Origin of the sequence: Streptomyces sp. NPDC018964 (assembly GCF_044390325.1) — a bacterium.
Taxonomy (GTDB): domain Bacteria; phylum Actinomycetota; class Actinomycetes; order Streptomycetales; family Streptomycetaceae; genus Streptomyces.
Genome location: NZ_JBIRYZ010000007.1, coordinates 375,048 through 390,462 on the forward strand (window position 1 = coordinate 375,048; position 15,415 = coordinate 390,462).

Here is a 15,415-nt window from a genome sequence, read left to right on the forward strand (position 1 = left end):
TTGCGGGCCGGTATCAACCGCGCCGGTCCGTCCGGAACGCCCTACGCGCGGAGCGCGGCGAGCGCCCGGTCCGCGTGGGTGTTCATCCGCAGTTCGCTGCGCACGACCTCCAGGACGGTGCGGTCCCGGCCGACGACGAAGGTGGCCCGTTTCGTCGGCGCCAGGGCGAGCCCCCGCTTCACGCCGAACCGCTCGCGGACCGTGCCGTCGGCGTCGGACAGCAGGGGCATGCCGAGGGAGTGCCGTCCGGCGAACTCCGCCTGCCGTTCGACGGCGTCCCCGCTGATGCCCACCGGTCGCGCACCCACTGCCGCGAACTCGGCGGCGAGGTCGCGGAAGCGGCAGGCCTGCGCGGTGCAGCCGGCGCTCAGCGCGGCCGGGTAGAAGAACAGCACCACCGGCCCGTCGGTGAGCAGCTCCGAGAGCCGGCGGACGGTGCCGGTCTCGTCCGGGAGCGCGAAGTCCGGGGCCGTGCCGCCCTTCTCCACCCGTCCGCTCACGACCGGCCCTCCGCGCCCTTGGCGACGCCGCGCGCCCACAGCACCAGCGGCACCTGCAGGGGCAGCCGGCAGAGGGCCGCGGCCCTCTGCGGGGCGGGGCGGTGCCGCCAGTCGACGGCCATCTTCACGTTGGCGGGGAACACGCCGACGAAGAAGGCCGCCGCGGCCAGTGCGGCGGCCTTGCGGGTGCGGGGCAGCGCCAGCCCGGCGGCCAGCGCGAGTTCGACGGCGCCGCTGGCGTGGGTCCAGGTCCGGGGCGAGCCGGGCAGGGAGCGCGGCACGATGTGGTCGAACTGGCGGGGGGCGGCGAAGTGTGCGGTGCCCGCGGCGGCCAGCAGGCCGGCGAGCAGCAGGGGCGAGCGTTCGGACCGGGACACGGTTCCTCCTCCGATGACCTGCCGCGCGATATTACCCGACGGTAAGCAGTGGTGGTGAGGCCGGGGTCCGGGCCGGTCAGGACCGCCGTCGGTGCACGCCCGGCGGGTGGCCCAGGGAGCGGCGGAAGACGTCGATGAACGCGCTGGCGGAGGCCCAGCCGCAGCGGTGCGCGACGGTCGTCACCGGCAGCCCGTCGGCCAGCATCCGCAGGGCGTGGTAGAGCCGCGACTGGGTGCGCCACTGCGGGAACGTCATGCCGAACTCGTGGCGGAAGAGTCTGCTGAGGGTGCGTTCGCCGACGCCTGTCGCCGCACCGAGGTCGGCCAGGGTGTGCCGGCCGGCCGGGTCGGCGTGGACGAGCGCGCACACCGCGGCCAGCCGCGGGTCGGTGGGCGTGGGCAGCTTCAGGGGCTGCTGGGGCGAGACGCGCAGCTGGTCCCGCAGCACGGTGAGCAGGCGACCGCGTTCGGGGCTGTCGTCGGCGGGGTCGCGGGTGTACGCGAGGATCAGCTCGCGCAGCAGCGGGCCGACGGCGAGCACGGCCGGGGAGTCCAGGGCCGGCGGGTTGTCGTCGGCGGGCAGCCCGACCAGGTACAGCTCCAGCCTGCCGTGCGCCCGGTGGGCGTGCACGGTCCCGGCGGGCACCCAGATGGCGCGGTTGCCGGGCGCGAACCAGGTGCCGGCGTCGGTGGTCACCTCGACGACGCCGGAGCCCGCGTAGACGATCTGGTGGTCGTCGTGCCGGTGGGCGTCGATCCGCTCCCCCGCGGACAGGTGCCGTGCGCGGGTGGGGGCGGTCGGGTCGTGGCGGATGTTCGACACAAGTCGGCAGATTAACGGAAGCGGGACGGGCGGACGCCCGCGGAGGATCACGGGGTGACCGCAGATCTCCTCTCCGTGGGCCGCCGTCGCCCCATCGCGCTGATGTCCGTCGCGCACGCCTGCGTAGACGTGTACCAGGGGGCCGTGGCCGCCCTGGTGCCGTACTTCGTCGCCGAGCGCGCCTACTCGTACGCCGCCGCCTCGGGGGTCGTCCTGGCCGCCTCCCTGCTGTCGTCGCTGGTGCAGCCGCTGTTCGGGGCGCTCACCGACCGGTGGGCGATGCCGTGGCTGCTGCCGGTGAGCGCGCTGGCCGCCGGGACCGGTGTCGCCCTCAGCGGGGTCACCGGTTCCTACGCGCTGACGCTGGCGGTGGTCGCCGTGTCGGGAGCGGGTGTCGCCGCCTACCACCCGGAGGCCGCCCGTGCGGCGCGCGCGGCGGCCGCCGGCAGCCATACGGCGATGGGCCGCTTCTCCCTGGGCGGCAACGTGGGTTTCGCCCTGGCGCCGCTGCTGGTCGCCGCCGTGGCCGCGGCGGGCGGGTTGCGTGCCTCTCCCCTGCTGGTGGTCCCGGCCCTGGTGGGCGCGGCGCTGTGCGCGGCGGTCGTACGGTCGGCGGGGCCCGGCGCGGGCGGCGCGGACGCCCCGGTCCCGGCCGGGCGGGACGACTGGCCGTCCTTCCTGCGCCTGTCCGGCGCCGTGGCCTGCCGGTCGGTCGTCTTCGTCGGGCTGAGCGCGTTCGTCTCGCCGTACGTCCGTGAGTGCACCGGGGGCGGCGAGGCGGCCGGCACGGCCGCGCTGTGCGTGCTCTACGCCGGCGGGGCGGCGGGCACGGCGGTCGGGGGCCGGCTCGCCGAGCGGTACGGCAGGCTGACGGTGGTGCGCCGTTCGTACGCGCTGACCGTGTTCGCGGTCGCCGGAGTGGCGCTGGTGCCGGGGCCCGCGGTCTACGGGTGCGTGGCGCTGGCGTCGGCGGGCCTGTACGTGCCCTTCTCCCTGCACATCACCCTCGGCCAGGACTACCTCCCCCGGCGGGTCGGCACGGCGAGCGGGGTCACCCTGGGGCTGGCGGTGAGTGTCGGCGGCCTGGCCGCCCCCGCCCTCGGCGCCCTGGCCGACACGACTTCCCTCCACACGGCCCTGCTCCCCCTGGTGGCCCTGCCCCTGCTGGGCCGTCTGCTGCTGTGGGGCCTGCGTGAGCCCGCCCCGGCCCCGCCGAAGGCGCGCGAGCCGGACGCGCGGTGAGCGCCGGACGGAACCGGCCCCGAGCGCCCGGAACGCCCCGGCCGCCCGCCGTCAGGTGCCGCGGGCGGTTTCCGGCTCCTCGGCGGCGTGGGCGAGGAAGTCGTCCACCATGCGGTGGAAGAGGGTGGCGAGCTGCCGCAGGTCGTCGGGCGACCAGTCGGCCAGGGCCACCTGCATGCCCCGGACCCCCGCCTCCCGGATCCGGGCGATGGCCTCCCGGCCGGCCCCGGTGAGCTCGATGCGCTGGGCGCGGCGGTCGTCGGGGTCCGGGACGCGGGTGACATGGCCGGTCCTCTGCAGCTGCTGCACCGTGCGGGTGACGTGCGAGGCCTCCACTCCCAGCCGGGTGGCCAGCTCCCCCGGCCGCATCGGCTCGGTGTCCGCCATCTGCCGCAGCAGCGCGACGGCGGCCCGGTCCAGCGGCACACCCGCCAGGGCCATCAGCCGCTCGTGCTGACGTGCGCGCGTGCTCAGGTAGGTGAGGCGGTGGAGCGCGCGCTCGATCTCGGCCACTTCCTCGGGGGCGGGGACGTCGGGTGTGGACATGCGGCGCACTTTACCATCTCATTGCGTAACTCAATCAATCACCCAGGGCCTCGGCCGCCGTCCGGGCGGCACCTCGGCGGCCGTCCCGGCCCGGTCCGGAACCCGGTGCGGCGATTGTTGGGCCGCGCTTCACCAGCGGTACGCCCACACCCTCTTGGCATGTATACGCCCAGCCGGAATGCTGAACTCCCCATCCCGCCACAGCCGTTGGCTGCGCCCGGACCATGAGGAGGACGCAGTGCCGTCGAGTACACCCCGAACGCACCGCAGGAGATGGCTGACCGGCCTGGCCGGCGCGGCCGCGCTCGTCATCGCCTTCCCCGCCACCGCCTTCGCCGCACCCCCTCCCGCCCTGCCGGCCAACGCGGACGCCCTGGACCGGACGTACCAGCCGGCCTTCGACTACGACACCGACGGCTGCTACTCGACGGCCGCGATCGGCCCGGACGGCACCGTCAACCCCGGCCTCAACCCGACCGGTGCCCTCAACGGCAACTGCCGCGACGCCTCGGACCTGGACACCACCAACAGCTACTCCCGCTCGAAGTGCAACAACGGCTGGTGCGCCGTCCTCTACGGCCTGTACTTCGAGAAGGACCAGGCCCTGCCGGGCGTCAGCCTCGGGGGACACCGCCACGACTGGGAGCACGTCGTGGTGTGGGTACAGAACGACACCGTCCAGTACGTCTCCACGTCCAACCACGGGTCGTTCACGGTCCACGCCCGCTCGGCGGTCCGTTTCGACGGCACGCACGCGAAGATCGTCTACCACAAGGACGGCATCGGCACCCACTGCTTCCGCCTCGCGGGCCCGGGCGACGAGCCGCCGGAGAACCACCGGGGCAGCTGGCAGTACCCTCCGCTGGTCGGCTGGAACGGCTACCCGGCGGGACTGCGCGAGAAGCTCAGCTCGTACGACTTCGGCAGCGCCCACTTCGGCCTGAAGGACGGCAGCTTCACCTCCCACCTCGCGGCGGCCAAGCCCTCCGGCATCCCCTTCGACCCGAACGCCTGACCACACACGGCTCGTTGACGCCGGGACGCCGTTCGGCGTCCCGGCACGGGCAGGCCCCTTCGAGGGTCTATGGTGTCGGCATGTCCGTCCCCGAACTGATCCGCATCGTCTCCCGCGACTCGCCCATGGCGCTCGCCCAGGTGGAGCGCGTCCGGGCCGAGCTGGCCGCCGCCCGTCCCGGTGTGCGCACCGAGGTCGTACCGGTGAGGACGACCGGGGACAAGTGGCTCGGCGACCTGTCGAAGGTGGAGGGCAAGGGCGCGTTCACCAAGGAGGTGGACGCCGCGCTGCTCGCCGGTGAGGCGGACGTCGCCGTGCACTGCGTCAAGGACGTGCCCGCCGACCGGCCGCTCCCGGCGGGCACGGTGTTCGCCGCGTTCCTGGAGCGGGACGACATCCGCGACGCCCTCGTGCACCCGGACGGCCTCACCCTGGACGAACTCGCGCCCGGCACCCGGATCGGCACCTCCTCGGTGCGCCGGGTCGCCCAACTGGCCGCCACCCACCCGCACCTGACGTGCGTACCACTGCGCGGCAACGCCAACCGGCGGCTGGAGAAGCTCGCGGCCGGGGAGGCGGACGCCCTGCTGCTCGCGGTCTCCGGCCTGGAGCGCATCGGCCGCACCGACGTGATCAGCGAGGTGCTCTCCCCCGAGGCCATGATGCCGCCCATCGGCGCGGGCATCCTCGCGCTGCAGTGCCGTGAGGGCGACACCGGCCTGATCGACGCGGTCGGCGCCCTCGGCCACCCGGACACCCACCGCGAGGCCGCCGCCGAACGCATGTTCCTGCACGTGCTGCAGGGACACTGCAACAGCCCGATCGCCGGCTACGCACGGGTGGACCGCGGCGGCGAACTCTCCCTGCGGGCGTGCGTCTTCACCCCGGACGGCAAGACCCGGCTGAACGCGCACGAGTGGGCGGGCCGGCTCGACCCGGCCACGCTCGGCACCTCGGTCGCCGTGGCGCTGCTGCGTCAGGGCGCCCGCGAGATCATCGACGGCATCCCGCACTGACGCGGCGCTCAGGCGGTGCCTTCCTCCGCCTGTTCCTGCAGGAAGACGCTCACCTGCTGGGCGAGGCTGTCCCGGCACGCGCCCGCGGGCGCCCCCGCGGAGCCCTCGTGCACGCCGATGCCGCCCGTCCACAGCCGGCGCCCGGCCCACTCCTCGTCGACGCGCAGCTGGACCTGGACGTCGACCTGGCTCAGGGCCGCCTCGGGACCGGCGGCGTAGAGGACGGCGGTGGCGCGGCGCAGCGGGTAGACGTCGAATCCCTCGATGAACTGCGAGTTGCGCCAGTCGATGAACGCGCTCTCACCGTCGGGACCGGTCCGTACGTCGATCTGGCCGTCCTCGACGTGAATGCAGAAAGGCCGGTCGCCACGATTCTCGACGGTCACGCGGACACTGAAGTACGTCAGCCCTTCGGCCGCGTCGTCCCGTCCCTTCGGCGGATCGCCGGATTCCAGACGGTGGACGCGGACCCGTAGACCGGCATGCTCGTCGTACTCCTGCCAGTCCCCGACCACGTTCGGCTCGTACACAGTGCACCTCTCGACTTCTGTCCGATGCTTCCTATCCGCGGCCTCGGCGCACTGTCAAATGAGCGGAATGCGCTGTGGTCAGGCCGTTCGCCCGGTCCGATCGGTGATCAAGCGCTGCGCTGGAGGAATTCCCCGGCCGGCCGGACGACGGCCGGCGGGGGCGTGCCGCACATCACGTCCGGCGCCGTGATCACCGGCGAGTCTTCCGGACGGTCCGCGCCGACGGGGACGGGCCTCCCCCGGAGCCACCCGCTCCGTCGCGGGGAACATGACGCCATGAATTCATTTGATTTCCCACCGTGCGCCCTCCGGTAATTTCCCCCGCCGAATTCCGGGAAAGGTTTTGGAATGACGGGCCGCGGGGAAGGGAATCCACAGTGCTTCGGACAGGAGGCACGTCCGTGGGAACCGCTTGGCCGGCCGCGGGCCTGTCGTGGTCCGAGCCGCCGCTTCCCACGGGTTCTGTCCATCCGGCACCCCGCTCAGGGAGGTGCGCGTGATGCGTACCGTCAGTCCCAGGAAGCAGCACTCCCACGACGACGCCCCCGACACGGCGGGGGACTTCGCACGCCTGGCCCGGCTGCCCGAAGGGCCCGAACGCAGGATGCTGCGCGACGCGCTGGTCACGGCCTGGCTGCCCATGGCCGAGCGCATCGCCGTCCGTTTCCGGGGCCGAGGTGAGGCCCTGGAGGACCTGTACCAGGTGGCGGCCCTCGGCCTGGTCAAGGCCGTGGACCACTACGACCCGGCGCGCGGCAACGCCTTCGAGGCGTACGCCGTGCCAACCGTCACCGGCGAGATCAAGCGCCACTTCCGCGACCACATGTGGACGCTGCACGTGCCGCGCCGGGTCCAGGACCTGCGCAACCGCGTGCGGCACGCGGCGAAGGAGCTGGCGCAGACCTCTCCGGGGCGCTCTCCCACGGTCGCCGAGATCGCCGCGCACACCCGGCTGACCGAGAGCGAGGTGCGCACCGGGATGGAGGCCCTGGAGTGTTTCTCCGCCCTGTCGCTGGAGGCCGAGATGCCGGGCACCGACGGTTACGCCCTGGGCGACGCGATCGGCGGCCCCGACCCGGCCTACGACACCGTCGTCGACCGGGTGGCGGTACGCCCCTGTCTGGAGGCGCTGCCGGAGCGCGAGCGGATCATCCTCTACCTGCGGTTCTTCCGGGGAATGACGCAGAGCGGCATCGCCGAACAGCTCGGCATCTCGCAGATGCACGTCTCCCGGCTGCTCAACAGCTGCTTCACCCAGCTGCGCGAGGAACTGCTCACCGAGACCGGCTGAGCCGGGCGGGCTCCACCGGGCAGGCTCCACCGGCGGGCTCCACCGGGCGCGTCAGCCCTCCGGCGGCGCGCCCGGGATCTGGGTGGGGCCGAGCCGGTCCAGGACCTCCTCCAGCACCGTCCGCACCTCCGCCGGCAGGAGCCCGGTGCGCCCCCAGACGAGGATCAGGTCGGCCACGTTGCGCAGCTTGATGTTCGTGCGCTGGGAGACCTCCTTCAGCACGGTCCAGCCCTGGTCGGGCGAGACCCGCCCGAGCGCGACGACCATGCCGATCGCCTGGTCCACCACCGCGTGCGAGACGACCGCGTCCTTCAGCTGCTGTACCTCTTCCTCCAGCTGGAGGATGCGGTCCGCGCCCCCGTCCGTGGGCATGGTCACCTCCGGGTCCGGTGTGCCGCTCTCGTGGTGCCTTCGCATAGTGCTTGAGTGCCTTCACCCAGTGTCCGATCCCTCCATCGTCGCCACTGGTGCCGCCCTGCGCCACCGGGGTGGCCCGGAGCGGTGGGGCCTTCCGTTTCGGTGCCGCCGCCGGGGTACTCGGCAGGCGCCCGGAGGGGTACCCGGCGGACACTGGTGCCTTCCGGGTGGCTGCCAGGCCGACGAGATCAGGACGCGACTGCCATGAACCACGACATGCCCTCCCCCGCCGGCGCGACGGACGTCTTCTCGACGCACTCCGTGTTCGGGGCACCCTGCTGGGTGAGCCTGACCAGCCATGACATGAAGGCGACCGAGGAGTTCTACGGGGCGGTGCTGGGCTGGCAGTGGCGTCCGGTGCGCCTCGGCGACCGGTTCCGCATCGCCCTGTCCGAGGGCCGGCCGGTGGCCGGGATCGCCGGGGTCGCCGGCATGTGGCAGATGGCGGTGGCGTGGACGCCGTACTTCGCGGTGCGCAGCGCCGACGAGGCCGCGGCGCGGGTGCAGGAGCGCGGCGGCACCGCGGCGGTCGGCCCGATCTCCCTGCCGCCCGGGCGCGCGGCGCTGCTGGCCGACCGGGACGGGGCGACGTTCGGGGTCTGGGAGGGCGAGCTGTTCAGCGACTGGCCCACCTGGCGCCGCGCCCAGCTCGCGTTCGTCCGGCTGCACACCCGTGACGCCTTCGACGCCGCGATCTTCTACGGCGGGGTCTTCGACTGGGCGTCCGACAAGCCGGGCTGTGTCGAGGTGGAGTACGAGGGCGAGGAAGTGGTGCTGCGCAGCGGCGGGGACGTGGTGGCGCGGATCGAGTCGGGGGCGGCGGAGTCGGCTCCCGACCCGACGATCCGGCCGCACTGGCAGGTGCACTTCGCGGTGCGGGACGTGGCCGCCTGCGCCCGTGCCGCCGAGCGGCACGGCGGCAGCGTCCTGTCCCTGGGCGCCGACGAGGCCGTGCTCCGCGACAACGCGGGTGCCCAGTTCACGGTGACGTCACGCCGCCAGCGCTGACAGCGGGCACGGCCCCCGCCGGTCAGCGTGCCGTGCGGGACGGGCGGGACAGCAGGACCAGGCTCCGGGGGCCCACGGTGAGGGTGGTGGCCGCCTTGTGCTCCGCCTCGTCGGGGACGCCCTCCGGGTCCACGGTGTCGATCAGGGCGGTCCAGCGTTCACCGTAGGAGGTGTCCGGCAGCCGGAAGCGGACGGGCTCCCAGTGGCTGTTGAGCAGCAGCAGGAAGGAGTCGTCGACGAGGCGTCGGCCGCGCGGGCCGGGCTCGGCGATGGCGTCGCCGTTGAGGAACACGCCGACCGAGTGGGCGTCGGAGCGCCGCCAGTCGTCGTCGGTCATCTCCCGCGCGTCGGGCAGCAGCCACACCAGGTCGGGCAGCGGCTGGCCGGCGTGGCGGACGGTCTCGCCCCGGAAGAAACGGCGGCGGCGCAGCACCGGGTGGGCCAGGCGCAGCGCGATCAGCCTCCGGGTGAGGTCCAGCAGGCCGCGCTGTTCGCCGGTGAGCCGCCAGTCGATCCAGCTGATCTCGTTGTCCTGGCAGTAGGCGTTGTTGTTGCCGCGCTGGGTGCGGCCCAGTTCGTCGCCGTGGGAGAGCATCGGGATGCCCTGGGACAGCAGCAGGGTGGCGAGGAAGTTGCGCTGCTGGCGGGCGCGGAGTTCGAGCACGGCCGGGTCGCGGGTGGGGCCCTCGGTGCCGCAGTTCCAGGACCGGTTGACGCTCTCGCCGTCCCGGTTGTGCTCGCCGTTGCCCTCGTTGTGCTTGTCGTTGTACGAGACGAGGTCGCGCAGGGTGAAGCCGTCGTGCGCGGTGACGAAGTTGACGCTGGCGCGCGGGCGGCGTCCGTTGTGCGCGTACAGGTCGGAGGAGCCGGTCAGCCGGGAGGCGAACTCGCCGAGGGTGTGTTCCTCGCCGCGCCAGAAGTCCCGTACGGCGTCCCGGTACAAGCCGTTCCACTCCGACCACAGCGGCGGGAAGTTGCCTACCTGGTAGCCGCCCTCGCCCACGTCCCAGGGTTCGGCGATCAGTTTGACGCGGCTGATCACCGGGTCCTGCTGGATGAGGTCGAAGAACGCCGACAGCCGGTCGACCTCGTGGAACTGCCGGGCCAGGGTGGCGGCGAGGTCGAAGCGGAAGCCGTCGACGTGCATCTCGGTGACCCAGTACCGGAGCGAGTCCATGATCAGCTGGAGGACGTAGGGGTGGCGCATCAGCAGGCTGTTGCCGGTGCCGGTGGTGTCGTAGTAGTGCGCCCAGTCGCCGTCCACCAGGCGGTAGTACGAGGCGTTGTCGATGCCCCGGAAGGAGAGGGTGGGGCCCTTCTCGTTGCCCTCGGCGGTGTGGTTGTAGACGACGTCGAGGATGACTTCGAGTCCGGCCGCGTGCAGGGTCCTCACCATCTCCTTGAACTCGGTGACCTGTTGGCCGCGGGTGCCGCGGGCGGCGTAGGCGTTGTGCGGGGCGAAGAAGCCGATGGTGTTGTAGCCCCAGTAGTTGGCCAGGCCGCGGCCCTGCAGCACGCCGTCCTGGACGAACTGGTGGACCGGCATCAGCTCCACGGCGGTGACGCCGAGCGAGGTGAGGTGCCCGACCACCGCGGGGTGGGCCAGTCCGGCGTAGGTGCCCCGGAGTTCGGCGGGGATGTCGGGGTGGGTGCGGGTGAGTCCCTTGACGTGGGCCTCGTAGATCACGGTGTCGGAGTAGGGGCGGCCGGGCCGGGGGTCGTCGCCCCAGTCGAAGGCCGGGTCGGTCACCACGCCGAGCACGGTGTGTCCGGCGCTGTCGGCGGGGTCGGGGCCGTGCGGGCTGCGCTCGTACAGGGAGGGGTGGTCGTCGATCTGCCCGTCGACCGCGGTGGCGTAGGGGTCGAGGAGGAGTTTCGCCGGGTTGCAGCGGTCGCCGGCCGCCGGGGCCCAGGGGCCGTGCACCCGGTAGCCGTAGCGCTGTCCGGGGCCGACACCGGGGAGGTAGCCGTGCCAGACGAAGCCGTCGACCTCGGTGAGCCGTGTGGTGGTGGACCGGCCGTCGTCGTCGACCAGGACCAGGTCGACGCGTTCGGCGACCTCGCTGAAGAGCGCGAAGTTGGTGCCCTCGCCGTCGTAGGACGCACCCAGCGGGTAGGGGCGCCCGCTCCAGGCGGGCGCCCCTTTCCGGTTCTGTCGACGGGTCACCGGACTTCCTCCAGGAGGCCGGCCGGTGTGCGCACCCGGCCGGTGAGCGTGACGACGCTCACCTCGCGGGGCAGGTCCAGGCCCTCGCTCTCGCGCGGGTCGGGCGCGGTCGGCACGAGGGGGACGCGTTCGCCGGCGCGGGCGCGCTGCGAGAACCAGATGACCTTGCTGCCGTTCTCGGTGGCGCAGCAGCCCCAGCCGTCGCTGCTCGCCGCGATGTGCTCGAGGCAGCCGCGCAGTTCCTGGTCGGGGCGCAGGGCGCGGTCGTTGTCCCCGACGGCCGTGATGAGGTGCTGGCCGTTCCACCACATCTCGATCGACGTGTTCTTGTCGGTGGCGTGCTCGTCGATGGCCCGCAGCAGCATCTCGGCGCCGCCGCAGACGGGCTCCACCAGGTTCTCCAGGTCCCAGAACCTGAGGTGAGCGGCCAGTATGCGGCTGACCTGTCCCACCCTCTCGGGGCTGACTTCCACGTCGAGGTGGTAGTAGCAGGGCACTGCGGTCTTCATGGTCGTTGGCTCCTCACGCGAAGCTCTCGTCCCTCCTCGCCCCCGCGGGGCGAGCCCCCGGACACGGAACGTGAGCGGGTATCGCTTCTGAGTCACCTTCAGAGTGAGGGGGTTGAGCCGTTCGTGCAACACGAGCACACGGCCGTGACGCGTGGGACGGCGTCCGGGCGGGCGGAGACCGCGATCCGCCGCCCATGTGATTGAAAACCCAACAAGACGTTACGTCACCACCCGTGCACCATGTGTGAAGACCTCGATCGCCGTTACGGGTCCGTGCATCCGCGCGCACGGCCGCCGCCCCGACCGCCGGGACAACGCGCCTCGAATCGAGCCCCGGAAAGGTGCACGGCGTCATGCTGCTACCCGCCAAAGCCGAAGTGGCCCGGCAACTGCGCCGGTACCGGGCCTGGGAACGCGTGATGCTGGCGGCCCCGGCCGATCGCACGGTACGGGCCACCTTCGAGGACGTCGGCTACACCCTCTGCGTGCTGATGGGCAGGCGTTGCGCCCGGGAGGCGGCGGACGCCGCCGAACGGTACCTGCGCACCGCCGCCGTCACCTGTCCACAGGAACAGAACGAAACGCCCCGTCCTGCGGGCGCGGTCCGACGGGGACCGCCGGCCGTCGAGCGGCGCTCCACGGCGGGAAGGCGATGACCTTCCCGCCGCTGTTTGGTCCCACGCCCGGGCGCCCGCCCGGGCGTCGAGCACGGCGGAGGTGCACAGACCCCATGAAGACGACCCGGACCATCGGCCGCATCCCGGTACGGGACGTCCGGCCGTCCGTCGACTGCGGCAGGCGGCCGGCCAAGGCCGTCGTGGGCGAGACGTTCGAGGTCACGGCCACGCTCTTCCGGGAGGGCCACGACGCGGTCGCCGCGAATGTGGTGCTGAAGGACCCGGAGGGGCGTCCGGGTCCGTTCACGCCGATGCGGGAGCTCGCGCCCGGCAGCGACCGGTGGGGCGCGGAGGTCGTCGCGGACGGCCCGGGCCGGTGGACCTACCGCGTCGAGGCCTGGGGTGATCCCGTCGCCACCTGGCGCAGGACCGCCGGCGTCAAGGTTCCGGCGGGCATCGACACCGGCCTGGTCCTGGAGGAGGGCGCCGATCTCCACGAGCGCGCGGCCGCCGGGGTTCCGCGGGAGGACGGACAGGCCGTGGTCCTCGCCGCCGTCGAGACCCTGCGCGACGACTCCCTGCCCTGTGCCACCCGGCTGGCGGCGGCGTTGACGCCGGAGGTGGACGCGGTGCTGGCCCGGCACCCGCTGCGCGAGCTGGTCACCAGCAGCGACCCGCTGCCGCTGCTGGTGGAACGCGAACGGGCCCTGTACGGCGCCTGGTACGAGTTCTTCCCCCGCTCCGAGGGCACCCCCGCCCGTCCGCACGGCACCTTCGACACCGCCGCCCGCCGCCTCCCGGCGATCGCCGCGATGGGCTTCGACGTCGTCTACCTCCCACCCATCCACCCCATCGGCACCACCCACCGCAAAGGCCCCAACAACACCCTCAACGCCGGCCCCGACGACGTCGGCGTGCCCTGGGCCATCGGCTCCCCCGAGGGCGGCCACGACGCCGTCCACCCCGACCTGGGCACCCTGGAGGACTTCACCCGCTTCGTCGCCCGGGCCGGCGAACTGGGCCTGGAGGTGGCCCTGGACTTCGCCCTGCAGTGCTCCCCGGACCACCCCTGGGTGCACAAGCACCCCGAGTGGTTCCACCACCGCCCCGACGGCTCCATCGCGTACGCGGAGAACCCGCCGAAGAAGTACCAGGACATCTACCCCATCGCCTTCGACACGGACATGGACGGGCTGGTCGCCGAGACCTGCCGGGTGCTGCGGCACTGGACGGACACCGGAGTGCGGATCTTCCGCGTCGACAACCCGCACACCAAACCGGTCCTGTTCTGGGAACGCGTGATCGGCGAGATCAACCGCACCGACCCCGACGTGATCTTCCTGGCCGAGGCGTTCACCCGCCCCGCGATGATGCACACCCTGGCCCAGATCGGCTTCCAGCAGTCCTACACCTACTTCACCTGGCGCACCACCAAGCGGGAACTGACCGAGTACCTCACCGAACTGTCGGGGGAGGCCGCCTCCTACATGCGGCCCAACCTCTTCGCCAACACCCCCGACATCCTGCACGCCTACCTCCAGCACGGCGGCCGCCCCGCCTTCGAGGTCCGCGCCGTCCTGGCCGCCACCCTCTCCCCCACCTGGGGCATCTACAGCGGCTACGAACTCTGCGAGAACACCCCCCTGCGCGAGGGCGGCGAGGAATACCTCGACAGCGAGAAGTACCAGCTCAAACACCGTGACTGGCAGACCGCCGAACGCGAGGGCCGCACCATCACCCCCCTCATCACCAAACTCAACACCATCCGCCGCGCACACCCCGCGCTCCACCGGCTCAGGAACCTGCGCTTCCACCGGACGGACAACGACTCCGTCATCGCGTACAGCAAGCGCAGCGGCTCCGACGTCGTGCTCGTGGTCGCCAACCTCGACCCCCACCACACCCAGGAGGCCACGGTCTCGCTGGACATGCCGCAACTCGGCCTGGACTCGCACGAATCGGTACCGGTGCGCGACGAGCTCACCGGCGAGACCTACCACTGGGGCAGGACCAACTACGTGCGCCTGGAGCCGGGGCGGGCTCCCGCGCATGTCCTGCACGTACCGAGACCGCCCGCCGCACAGCGAAACGGAGGGCGAGGAACGTCATGACCGTGAACGATCCAGTGCCGGACACCTTCGAGGACACCCCCGCCAAGGACCGGGACCCGGACTGGTTCAAACGAGCCGTCTTCTACGAGGTCCTGGTCCGCTCCTTCCAGGACAGCAACGGTGACGGCATCGGCGACCTGAAGGGTCTGACCGCCAAACTGGACTACCTGCAGTGGCTGGGCGTGGACTGCCTCTGGCTGCCGCCCTTCTTCAAGTCACCGCTGCGCGACGGCGGCTACGACGTGGCCGACTACACCGCCGTCCTCCCCGACTTCGGCGACCTCGCCGACTTCGTGGAGTTCGTCGACGCCGCCCACCAGCGCGGCATGCGCGTGATCATCGACTTCGTCATGAACCACACCAGCGACGAACACCCGTGGTTCCAGGAGTCGAGGAAGAACCCCGACGGCCCCTACGGCGACTTCTACATGTGGGCCGACGACGACAAGGGCTATCCGGACGCGCGGATCATCTTCGTCGACACCGAGGCCTCCAACTGGACGTACGACCCGGTGCGGGGGCAGTACTACTGGCACCGCTTCTTCTCCCACCAGCCGGACCTCAACTACGAGAACCCGCGGGTGCAGGAGGAGATCCTGGCGGCCCTGCGCTTCTGGCTGGACCTGGGCATCGACGGCTTCCGGCTGGACGCGGTGCCGTACCTCTACGCGGCCGAGGGGACGAACTGCGAGAACCTGCCCGCCTCGCACGCCTTCCTGAAGCGGGTGCGCAAGGAGATCGACACCCAGTACCCCGACACGGTACTGCTGGCCGAGGCCAACCAGTGGCCCGAGGACGTCGTCGACTACTTCGGCGACTACGCCGCCGGCGGCGACGAGTGCCACATGGCCTTCCACTTCCCGGTCATGCCCCGCATCTTCATGGCCGTGCGCCGCGAGTCCCGCTACCCCGTCTCCGAGATCCTGGCCAAGACCCCGGCCATCCCGTCGGGCTGCCAGTGGGGCATCTTCCTGCGCAACCACGACGAACTGACCCTGGAGATGGTCACCGACGAGGAACGCGACTACATGTGGGCCGAGTACGCCAAGGACCCCCGCATGCGCGCCAACATCGGCATCCGCCGCCGCCTCGCCCCACTGCTGGACAACGACCGCAACCAGATCGAACTCTTCACCGCCCTGCTGCTCTCCCTCCCCGGTTCGCCGATCATCTACTACGGCGACGAGATCGGCATGGGCGACAACATCTGGCTCGGCGACCGCGACGCGGTCCGCACCCCGATGCA

Annotated in this window: 16 protein-coding genes; 8 read left to right on the forward strand and 8 right to left on the reverse strand. The window is 72.2% G+C overall.

Annotated elements, in window-relative coordinates; all coding sequences use genetic code 11:
- Positions 1–41: 41 nt before the first annotated feature.
- From ACH5AO_RS15160 to ACH5AO_RS15170, 3 genes are all read right to left on the reverse strand, one after another.
- Positions 42–500 carry a peroxiredoxin gene (locus tag ACH5AO_RS15160; RefSeq protein WP_398924698.1) on the reverse strand — a complete coding sequence of 153 codons (459 nt, stop codon included), beginning with the start codon at positions 498–500 and terminating at the stop codon, positions 42–44.
- A complete protein-coding gene (locus ACH5AO_RS15165; RefSeq protein ID WP_398924699.1) occupies positions 497–877 on the reverse strand; it encodes a DoxX family protein in 381 nt (126 codons plus the stop codon). The genes ACH5AO_RS15160 and ACH5AO_RS15165 overlap by 4 nt, the downstream gene beginning before the upstream one ends.
- 76 nt (positions 878–953) lie before the next feature.
- Positions 954–1,700: an AraC family transcriptional regulator gene (locus ACH5AO_RS15170; protein WP_398924700.1), complete on the reverse strand. Its 747-nt coding sequence runs from the start codon at positions 1,698–1,700 to the stop codon at positions 954–956.
- 102 nt (positions 1,701–1,802) lie between these two features.
- On the opposite strand from ACH5AO_RS15170, the gene ACH5AO_RS15175 reads away from it, so the two are divergent.
- Positions 1,803–2,942: an MFS transporter gene (locus tag ACH5AO_RS15175; RefSeq protein ID WP_398924730.1), complete on the forward strand. Its 1,140-nt coding sequence runs from the start codon at positions 1,803–1,805 to the stop codon at positions 2,940–2,942.
- A gap of 51 nt (positions 2,943–2,993) precedes the next feature.
- Here ACH5AO_RS15175 and ACH5AO_RS15180 read toward each other — a convergent pair whose 3' ends face one another.
- Positions 2,994–3,488 (reverse strand): MarR family winged helix-turn-helix transcriptional regulator, encoded by a 495-nt coding sequence (locus ACH5AO_RS15180; RefSeq protein ID WP_398924701.1) that lies wholly within the window; start codon positions 3,486–3,488, stop codon positions 2,994–2,996.
- A gap of 238 nt (positions 3,489–3,726) precedes the next feature.
- Between ACH5AO_RS15180 and ACH5AO_RS15185 the strand changes: the two genes are divergently transcribed.
- Both ACH5AO_RS15185 and hemC read left to right on the forward strand, forming a co-directional pair.
- The gene (locus tag ACH5AO_RS15185; RefSeq protein WP_398924702.1) at positions 3,727–4,503 is read left to right on the forward strand and encodes an NPP1 family protein; all 777 of its coding nucleotides are present in this window, start codon (positions 3,727–3,729) and stop codon (positions 4,501–4,503) included.
- 80 nt (positions 4,504–4,583) lie between these two features.
- On the forward strand, positions 4,584–5,519 hold the full coding sequence (hemC, locus tag ACH5AO_RS15190; RefSeq protein ID WP_398924703.1) for a hydroxymethylbilane synthase: 936 nt from the start codon (positions 4,584–4,586) through the stop codon (positions 5,517–5,519).
- 8 nt (positions 5,520–5,527) lie between these two features.
- On the opposite strand, the gene ACH5AO_RS15195 is transcribed toward hemC, so the two are convergent.
- Positions 5,528–6,049, reverse strand: a complete 522-nt coding sequence (locus tag ACH5AO_RS15195) for a hypothetical protein (protein WP_398924704.1) — start codon at positions 6,047–6,049, stop codon at positions 5,528–5,530.
- A gap of 499 nt (positions 6,050–6,548) precedes the next feature.
- Here ACH5AO_RS15195 and ACH5AO_RS15200 point away from each other — a divergent pair, with 499 nt between their 5' ends.
- The gene (locus ACH5AO_RS15200) at positions 6,549–7,340 is read left to right on the forward strand and encodes an RNA polymerase sigma factor SigF (RefSeq protein WP_398924705.1); all 792 of its coding nucleotides are present in this window, start codon (positions 6,549–6,551) and stop codon (positions 7,338–7,340) included.
- Between the two features lie 51 nt (positions 7,341–7,391).
- On the opposite strand, the gene ACH5AO_RS15205 is transcribed toward ACH5AO_RS15200, so the two are convergent.
- Complete coding sequence (locus ACH5AO_RS15205; protein WP_398924706.1) at positions 7,392–7,712, reverse strand: ANTAR domain-containing protein; 321 nt, start codon at positions 7,710–7,712, stop codon at positions 7,392–7,394.
- A gap of 249 nt (positions 7,713–7,961) precedes the next feature.
- Here ACH5AO_RS15205 and ACH5AO_RS15210 point away from each other — a divergent pair, with 249 nt between their 5' ends.
- Positions 7,962–8,765: a VOC family protein gene (locus ACH5AO_RS15210; RefSeq protein ID WP_398924707.1), complete on the forward strand. Its 804-nt coding sequence runs from the start codon at positions 7,962–7,964 to the stop codon at positions 8,763–8,765.
- Between the two features lie 22 nt (positions 8,766–8,787).
- On the opposite strand, the gene glgX is transcribed toward ACH5AO_RS15210, so the two are convergent.
- Together glgX and ACH5AO_RS15220 are read right to left on the reverse strand one after the other, a co-directional pair.
- Positions 8,788–10,932: a glycogen debranching protein GlgX gene (gene glgX / locus ACH5AO_RS15215; RefSeq protein WP_398924708.1), complete on the reverse strand. Its 2,145-nt coding sequence runs from the start codon at positions 10,930–10,932 to the stop codon at positions 8,788–8,790.
- Positions 10,929–11,441: a pep a2 gene (locus ACH5AO_RS15220; protein ID WP_398924709.1), complete on the reverse strand. Its 513-nt coding sequence runs from the start codon at positions 11,439–11,441 to the stop codon at positions 10,929–10,931. Before ACH5AO_RS15220 ends, glgX begins: the two co-directional genes overlap by 4 nt.
- Positions 11,442–11,794: 353 nt before the next feature.
- Between ACH5AO_RS15220 and ACH5AO_RS15225 the strand changes: the two genes are divergently transcribed.
- The 3 genes from ACH5AO_RS15225 to treS form a co-directional block, all read left to right on the forward strand.
- Entirely contained in the window at positions 11,795–12,097 is a 303-nt protein-coding gene (locus tag ACH5AO_RS15225) for a DUF5133 domain-containing protein (protein ID WP_398924710.1), read from the forward strand.
- Positions 12,098–12,171: 74 nt separating this feature from the next.
- Entirely contained in the window at positions 12,172–14,169 is a 1,998-nt protein-coding gene (locus ACH5AO_RS15230; RefSeq protein WP_398924711.1) for an alpha-1,4-glucan--maltose-1-phosphate maltosyltransferase, read from the forward strand.
- Positions 14,166–15,415 (forward strand): maltose alpha-D-glucosyltransferase (gene treS, locus ACH5AO_RS15235; RefSeq protein WP_398924712.1); only part of this gene is annotated, 1,250 nt, incomplete at its 3' end. The genes ACH5AO_RS15230 and treS, both read left to right, overlap by 4 nt.

Excerpts from the sequence above, each read along its gene's own strand:
- hemC (WP_398924703.1), top strand. The coding sequence starts at position 4,584 with ATGTCCGTCCCCGAACTGATCCGCATCGTCTCCCGCGACTCGCCCATG.
- ACH5AO_RS15220 (WP_398924709.1), bottom strand. The coding sequence starts at position 11,441 with ATGAAGACCGCAGTGCCCTGCTACTACCACCTCGACGTGGAAGTCAGC.
- ACH5AO_RS15180 (WP_398924701.1), bottom strand. The coding sequence starts at position 3,488 with ATGTCCACACCCGACGTCCCCGCCCCCGAGGAAGTGGCCGAGATCGAG.
- ACH5AO_RS15210 (WP_398924707.1), top strand. The coding sequence starts at position 7,962 with ATGAACCACGACATGCCCTCCCCCGCCGGCGCGACGGACGTCTTCTCG.
- ACH5AO_RS15225 (WP_398924710.1), top strand. The coding sequence starts at position 11,795 with ATGCTGCTACCCGCCAAAGCCGAAGTGGCCCGGCAACTGCGCCGGTAC.
- ACH5AO_RS15175 (WP_398924730.1), top strand. The coding sequence starts at position 1,803 with ATGTCCGTCGCGCACGCCTGCGTAGACGTGTACCAGGGGGCCGTGGCC.
- ACH5AO_RS15230 (WP_398924711.1), top strand. The coding sequence starts at position 12,172 with ATGAAGACGACCCGGACCATCGGCCGCATCCCGGTACGGGACGTCCGG.
- ACH5AO_RS15205 (WP_398924706.1), bottom strand. The coding sequence starts at position 7,712 with ATGCCCACGGACGGGGGCGCGGACCGCATCCTCCAGCTGGAGGAAGAG.
- ACH5AO_RS15200 (WP_398924705.1), top strand. The coding sequence starts at position 6,549 with ATGCGTACCGTCAGTCCCAGGAAGCAGCACTCCCACGACGACGCCCCC.